The sequence below is a fragment of the Desulfobacula sp. genome (assembly GCF_021107415.1).
Genome location: NZ_JAIOSW010000396.1, coordinates 1 through 6,972, shown reverse-complemented (window position 1 = coordinate 6,972; position 6,972 = coordinate 1). Strand labels below are relative to the sequence as shown.

Sequence of the window (6,972 nt, the reverse complement as noted above, 5' to 3'; positions counted from 1 at the left end):
TGCAAAAAAAATTTCCATAGACTTTATAACCACAATACAGAATAAGGATAGCCAAGGATTGTATGCCGATCGTATCTCCATGATTCAATATTTTCTCAGTCTTTTATAATTTTCCATTTCAGAATAATGTAGCTGTACATGTTCAGGGGATCAAACCTGATGATGAGTTTGAAAACTGGGCCCAAAAAATGGGTGGTCTTTTCCAAACCCAGACAGACAGCCATGCTGTCCGCCATAATTGCAGATACCATTAATACCCTATAAATATTTGATAAAAAATCACATCAATGGTTTAAAAACCAGTGATTATATGGTAGCGTTCCATATTACAACTTTGTACACTGAATAACCATCTGAACAGGGAGATTTTATGACTGCCTCTTGTTGGTGCGTATTGAACCGGAATAATCAATTTTTAAAAATAATCATGTCCCTTATTTTTATGTGCATGTGGATTTCTGTGGCAACACTCCCTGTGTTACAGGCTTCTGTCAGCCAGATCACCCAGCAAAGCATCAATATGGCAGATCCTGATTTCCCCGTTTATCCATCTATTAAACCCAATGTTGAATTCTGGATAGATATATTCACAAAATTTTCAAAATCCCAGGGCGTTATCCATGACACCCGGAATCTTGGAATTATTTATGACGTTGTCAACCTTGATGCATCCGAAACCGTAAGGGGCAACAGAAAAAATAAAAGAACAAAAAAAGCAATAATAAAAAAGTATAAAAACATTCTCTTAAACCTTTCAAAGGGAAAAAAATCTTTATCAAAAAAAGAAAAACAAGTTGCAGCACTCTTCGGCCCCAATGCAACACTATCCGATTTCAAAAATGCCGCATTCAGCATAAGATGCCAGACCGGATTAAAAAACCAGTTCAAAGACGGCTTGATCCGTTCCGGCGCAGTTATTGATGAGTTTAAGCGCATTTTCAGATCCCATGGCCTTCCTGTTGATCTTATCTATCTGCCCTGTGTTGAATCTTCCTATAATTTCAGAGCCTATTCCAAATTCGGTGCTGCCGGTATCTGGCAGTTTACATATTCCACAGGCAGACAGTACATGAAGATCAATTATGTGGTGGATGAAAGGCGCGATCCTTATATCTCTACAGATGCGGCTGCCCGCTTGTTGAAAAAAAATTATGCCAGAATAGGCGAGTGGCCCATGGCAATCACAGCCTACAACCATGGTCTGGCAGGTATGTTACGGGCCAGAAAATCAAAAGGCTCCTATGAAAGAATCGTCAAATCCTATCGCAGCCGTTCATTTAAATTTGCATCAAGAAACTTTTATTCTGAATTTCTGGCTGCCAGAATTGTTGCAAAAAATCCTGAAAAATATTTTGGCAATATTGTATTTAAAAAACCCGTTACATTTCAAGTGCTCAAAACAAAGGGGTATTTGCCGGTAAAAGAGCTGTCCAATACATTGAACATCAGTATCCGGGATATCCGGACCCTGAACAGATCCTTACGAAAACCGGTTTTTAATGCACAAAAACATATCCCCAAAGGTTTCAGGCTAAAGCTTCCAAAAACCCTGACCATCCCGGACATCAACAAACAGATCGCGGCATTGTATCAGGACAAACAAAAACCCAGCAGGTTTCACAGAGTTCAAAAAGGAGATACAGCAGGTTCCATTGCCAGACTCCATTCTGTCAGGCTGCAGGATCTGACGCTTGCAAACAGCCTGAATCGCCGGGCAACCATTTATATCGGACAAAATTTAAGGATTCCGGTTAAAAATGAAATCATTATAGCAAGCGCTGCGCCCAAGACTGTCAAACCTCAAAAGAGTGTTCAAAAACAAATAACGGTTAAAAAGAGTATACCCGAAAAAAAAGTTGCCGAGCCTGTTGCTGAATCTGTTGCTGAATCTGTTGCTGAATCTGTTGTTGAACCCCTTGCCAAACCGATAAAAGATGAAGTTTACATAAACCTGAACATTGTAACAAGCAACCTTAAAATTTTTCAAACCTATTCAAAAGACAATCTTATCATCGGAATGATTAAAGTTGAACCGGAAGAAACTCTGGGTCATTATGCAGACTGGCTTCAGATTCCAACCCAGGAAATCCGGACCTTGAACGGGTTTAAATATGGAACACCTATTTCCATTGATCAAAAGATCAAAATCTCCATGAGAAAAAAAACGGTGCTGGAATTTGAAGAACAGCGGTATGAATTTCATAAAGAAATCGAGGAAGATTTTTTTGAGGCCTTTTCTATTCAGGGAATTGATAGTTATGAAATAAAAAACGGGGATAATATCTGGACCCTGTGTTTAAATGAGCTTGAAATTCCTTTATGGCTCTTAAAAAAATATAACCCTGAAATAAATTTCAGTTCCCTTCAGCCCATGCAGAAAATTAAATATCCCATTGTAACCAAGCTTAAGATCACCCTTTGAAGCAAATAATTTTAAAACGGTGTTTCACCTGGATGAACCAGCTGCCTTGGGCCTCCGGCACCACCAGGTGCCCAGTTTTTTGTTTCACTTATCTTTTCATAGTTATCAAGTTTACCCAGTTCTTTGAGACGTTCTACAATCAAATGCCATGCACATTCAACATCCCGGCCCAAGGAAATACTGATCTCACATTTTCCATTTGATGATCCACCACAGGGACCGTTAAGAAGTCGTTTAGCGCACCTGGCAATGGGACATATGCCACCGGTCAATGCTAGAAGACAATCACCGCATCCCACACATTTTTCATTAAGGACACCGGCAGTGTCCAATGCACCGATAAAGGTTGTATTCAACCCTGGTAAAACAGGAATGCCTTTAAATACATCCGCCATGGTTTGAACTCCCGCACCACAGGCAAGGGACAAGATGGCCTCCACTCCTTCGGGAAGATCAAAAAATGGTTCAATCCAATCTTTTTCACATTGTCTTTCCAGCATGCTGCTTTCAAAAATATGAAGTGTTTTGCTATCTTTAAACGCATGAGTGAGCGCTTCCGTCATTGATCTTGCGGCCCTGTCACCGCCTGTCAGACTCACTGCCACACAGGTTTGACACCCTACCACCAGAACGTTATTATATTCTTTTACCGATTCAATAACCTCTTCAATTGGTTTATGTTCGCCGACTATCATACATCATCTCCTATTGGAAAGCTCTTTTGGTTGTGAAGCTCTTTTGGAGCCAAGCTTTTTCCATACATTTACAGGTTCCGACCCTTTATGATCCGGGCAGAGAGCCTCAATCGTCTGAGTATTATTTGAAACCGTGTCACCAAGGCTTGCCGTGTAAATGGGTTCTCCACAAACCTTGCAATGAACCAGATCCAAGGTTGTTACAAGATCAAATCTGCCCGTAAGCAAAACCTTGAATTCAATGGCATCCTGTGGGCAGACTCTCCAGCAGTGGCCACACCTGGCACAAAGAGACATATTATGCAGTATTTTCCGGCTGTCTTCCTGATCAAAATAATTCAATGCGCCTGCCGGACAATTCTGTACACAGGCCAGGCATCCATTGCAATTCTCATTTACTTTAAAAAAGGACATGTTAAGACCTCCTTGATTTCTTCTTCAATCACTTTAAGGTTTTGCCAGGCGTGCCAGTTTTCCTGCCACATGAACCATATTGGGTATTTTAAGCATTTCAAACGTCTGATATTCAATGGCCATTGGCTCACAGACTTTCACACATTCAGGATCACCGCCGCACAGATCGCATTTATAGGATTTGGCCTTTAGCTTATCCAGTTTCATTGCACCAAAGGGGCAGGCAGATACACACATACCGCATCCCACACATTTTTGACGGTCAATCAAAACCCGGTTCAATTCAGCATCGTGATAAATTGCCTCCTTTGGACAGGTTGCCAGACATGGCGGGTTTTCGCACTGTTTGCAGGCTATGGGGAAAAAAAATTCTTCATCTTCACTACTTTTAAGAATTCGAATACAGGACAGACCAGGACTGGTTAAACTGGTACGGGTTGTGATGCATGCTGTTTCACAGTCCCCACAATTATTGCATTTCTCCGGATGGATTATGAGCGTTTTAACATCCATTGCTAAAGATCTCCATTCTTATCATTTCCACCTTTTCAAAAGGCATTGAATCAATTTGCATTTAAATCGTTCATTATTATGAACACAATAGCGGTCATGATACACGATGCAATGGGGGCGGGTCAACCTCTTTTTGATGGTTATTAAATTATAACTTAATCCTGTCTGTAAAGGGTTTAGCATCATTAAAAAAAGGATCCTTTACAGTGCCTATTTGTTCATCATACTGAATATTATCCTTTTTTCTATTAAATCCTATCCGCATACTTTTTTTTAATACCCCGAAACTGATCATAAGAAAGCCCAAGCCTTTTGGCTGCTTTTTTCTGATTAAATCGGCACTCATTTAAAGCCTTTGATAACAGATGCCATTCCAACTCACCCATTGCCTCCTTGAAGGGTTTTTTTAAAATCTGATCCATAATATAGATAGGTTCATCAATTTTTGGTGTATCCCGCCCCTTCTCTTTTCCTGCCCCCCTGTTTTCCAAAACATTCCCATAAGGGTTTTTAAAAGGGCTAAAGGAAATCTCATTAATAATACCCGATGAAGATTTATATACTGCCCGTTCAATAACATTTTTTAATTCCCTGATATTTCCAGGCCAGAGATACGCCTCAAGCGACTTTAACGCCTGGGAAGAAATCCTGGGAATTTCATCCCGGCCAAGCTCAAATGCCATCCTTGCTGCTAAATGATTTGCCAAAACCAGGATATCTCCTTTTCTCTCTCTTAACGGCGGCACATAAATCACTTCAAAAGAAAGCCGGTCCAGAAGATCCTGCTTAAACTCACCGGACTGCGCCATCAAAGCAAGATCCACATTTGTTGCCGCCACAATCCGCACATCAACATGAATGGAATCAGAAGAGCCAACCCGTTCAAAATTACCATACTCCACTACCCTTAAAATTTTTTCCTGGACCTCCATGGGAATTGTTCCGATTTCATCCAGGAAAAGCGTACCTTCGGATGCTTTCTCAAACCGGCCTGCCCGCCGGGAACCGGCACCGGTAAATGCCCCTTTTTCATACCCGAACAGCTCAGACCCTATCAGAGTCGGTGTCAATGCCGAACAATTCAACGTCACCAAAGGCTTTTGCCATCGCTTTGATAGAAAGTGAATCTTTGATGCCGCAAGCTCCTTACCCGTGCCGCGTTCCCCGAGAATTAGAACCGGACGTTCAATGGGCGCCACCCTTGATATCTGCTCCTGAAACTCAAGAAAAGCATCTGACTGTCCTAGTGCTTCCGGTATTGAAAATTGTTTATCCATCCCCCCTCCTGAGACAATCTATATATTTGGCTAAATAACTCTATTTTTGGCCTATCTTACTAATAATTAGTGGATATTACCATGGATAGCCTAAGGATGTCAATAGACTTAACCAACTAAAATTTAAACATATTTGATATAAAAACACACCCTGGCACGCTAAATGCTATTTGTATCTGTAAATTTAAAAAAAAAATTTTTAAATAAATAAAAACACATAAGGAGAGAAGAAAATGGGAATTTTTACACGCTTTAAAGATATTGTCGCATCAAACATGAGTGCCATGCTGGATAAAGCAGAAGATCCGGAAAAATTAATCAAACTGATGATCAGGGAAATGGAAGACACATTAATTGAAATCAAGTCTTCCTGCGCAAATGCCATTGCCAATCAAAAAAAAGTTCATAGATTTCTGGACAACATTCAGGAAAAAGAAAATTTCTGGATCCATAAAGCTGAACTGGCCGTTAATAAAGGAAAAGACGCGCTGGCCAGACAAGCACTTCAAGAAAAAAGACGGCATACGCAAAAAATTGAAGCCGTTGAGATCGAATTAACTGAACTGAATATAATTATTGAACAATACCGTGATGACATCCAGGAACTTGAGGTTAAACTCAAATCAGCCCGGGAAAAACAGCGGTTACTGGTTCAAAGGCATATCCGGGCCGGTCACAAAAAAAGAGCCCAGGAAGAAATCCGGCGTGCGGACAGTGTGGAGGTGATGCAGAAGTTTGAAGAGCTTGAAAATCACATCGAAAGGATGGAAGCCGAAGCAGACCTTGTCAACTATGGCAGGCATGCGAACTTAGAAGAGGAGTTTGATGCCCTGGAGGCAGATGATGATATTGAAGCGGAACTCAATAAATTAAAGTCCTCCCAATCTTCAAAAAATGATGGTACAAACAATGTATAAATCTTTAAATACTAACCAAACCGGAGTAATAGTATGATGACGGGCGCACTTATCGTAGGACTCTGCATTGGTGGTGCAATACTCTTAATCGCCACCCTTGGATTGCTTATTATCGGCATCATCAGGGCCGCCAAAACAGGAGGACTGTCCAAGAAAGAAAAACAGGTCCATGCAGAAGAGACTAAAATGATCCAGGATATATATCATGGATTGTCAAAAATGGAAGAACGGGTTGAAGCGCTTGAAACCATACTGATTGAGCGCCAAAGAAAGGATTTTCACAAATGAGACGACACCATGGACATAGACGAAACTATAAGTTCAAACAATACAAAAGGCATTATAACGGGCTTAGAGACAGGCTTTCCGCCCTGACATCGAGCCAGGGGTTCTACAGATCCAGAAGCGGCATCTTCATGGGAGTCTGCCAAGGACTTGCCGACTATTTTAACATCAGTGCTTTCTGGCTGAGAATGATTACCCTGGTCTTATTTCTTTTTACCGGTTTCTGGCCGATGGGTGTCATGTATATTGTTGCAGGCCTGCTGCTGAAGATGGAACCTGTTTCTCCTCTGCGTGATGAAAAAGACCAGGAATTTTATGATACCTATACTCATTCACGGCAATCGGCCATCCAGAGAGTCAAAAGGAAATTTGAAAACATAGAACGCCGCATTCAGAGAATGGAACATACTGTCACTTCAAGGGAATTTGACTGGGAATAATCCTTTGTC

9 protein-coding genes are annotated in these 6,972 nt (G+C 41.1%); 4 read left to right on the top strand and 5 right to left on the bottom strand.

From position 1 onward, the window contains the following. Window positions 1-95: 95 nt before the first annotated feature. Window positions 96-251 (bottom strand): hypothetical protein, encoded by a 156-nt coding sequence (locus K8S13_RS19945; RefSeq protein WP_291465350.1) that lies wholly within the window; start codon window positions 249-251, stop codon window positions 96-98. A 119-nt stretch (window positions 252-370) separates the two neighbouring features. Here K8S13_RS19945 and K8S13_RS19940 point away from each other — a divergent pair, with 119 nt between their 5' ends. Further along, window positions 371-2,422, top strand: a complete 2,052-nt coding sequence (locus K8S13_RS19940) for a lytic transglycosylase domain-containing protein (RefSeq protein WP_291465348.1) — start codon at window positions 371-373, stop codon at window positions 2,420-2,422. Between the two features lie 11 nt (window positions 2,423-2,433). Here the strand turns inward: K8S13_RS19940 and K8S13_RS19935 are convergent, their stop codons facing one another. The 4 genes from K8S13_RS19935 to pspF all read right to left on the bottom strand — a co-directional run bounded on the left by K8S13_RS19935 (window position 2,434) and on the right by pspF (window position 5,321). Next, window positions 2,434-3,117 (bottom strand): methylenetetrahydrofolate reductase C-terminal domain-containing protein, encoded by a 684-nt coding sequence (locus K8S13_RS19935; protein ID WP_291465346.1) that lies wholly within the window; start codon window positions 3,115-3,117, stop codon window positions 2,434-2,436. Window positions 3,118-3,120: 3 nt separating this feature from the next. Beyond that, window positions 3,121-3,531: a 4Fe-4S binding protein gene (locus tag K8S13_RS19930; RefSeq protein WP_291465344.1), complete on the bottom strand. Its 411-nt coding sequence runs from the start codon at window positions 3,529-3,531 to the stop codon at window positions 3,121-3,123. Between the two features lie 33 nt (window positions 3,532-3,564). Continuing rightward, complete coding sequence (locus K8S13_RS19925) at window positions 3,565-4,044, bottom strand: 4Fe-4S dicluster domain-containing protein (RefSeq protein WP_291465342.1); 480 nt, start codon at window positions 4,042-4,044, stop codon at window positions 3,565-3,567. A 248-nt stretch (window positions 4,045-4,292) separates the two neighbouring features. Continuing rightward, window positions 4,293-5,321 carry a phage shock protein operon transcriptional activator gene (gene pspF, locus K8S13_RS19920; RefSeq protein WP_291465340.1) on the bottom strand — a complete coding sequence of 343 codons (1,029 nt, stop codon included), beginning with the start codon at window positions 5,319-5,321 and terminating at the stop codon, window positions 4,293-4,295. A gap of 233 nt (window positions 5,322-5,554) precedes the next feature. On the opposite strand from pspF, the gene K8S13_RS19915 reads away from it, so the two are divergent. Genes K8S13_RS19915 through pspC form a run of 3 tightly spaced genes read left to right on the top strand, consistent with a single transcriptional unit; the run spans window position 5,555 to window position 6,963 of the window. Beyond that, the gene (locus tag K8S13_RS19915) at window positions 5,555-6,238 is read left to right on the top strand and encodes a PspA/IM30 family protein (RefSeq protein ID WP_291465339.1); all 684 of its coding nucleotides are present in this window, start codon (window positions 5,555-5,557) and stop codon (window positions 6,236-6,238) included. 33 nt (window positions 6,239-6,271) lie between these two features. After that, window positions 6,272-6,526 (top strand): phage-shock protein, encoded by a 255-nt coding sequence (locus K8S13_RS19910; RefSeq protein ID WP_291465337.1) that lies wholly within the window; start codon window positions 6,272-6,274, stop codon window positions 6,524-6,526. Beyond that, window positions 6,523-6,963: an envelope stress response membrane protein PspC gene (gene pspC / locus K8S13_RS19905; RefSeq protein WP_291465335.1), complete on the top strand. Its 441-nt coding sequence runs from the start codon at window positions 6,523-6,525 to the stop codon at window positions 6,961-6,963. Before K8S13_RS19910 ends, pspC begins: the two co-directional genes overlap by 4 nt. The last annotated feature ends 9 nt before the right edge of the window (window positions 6,964-6,972 follow it).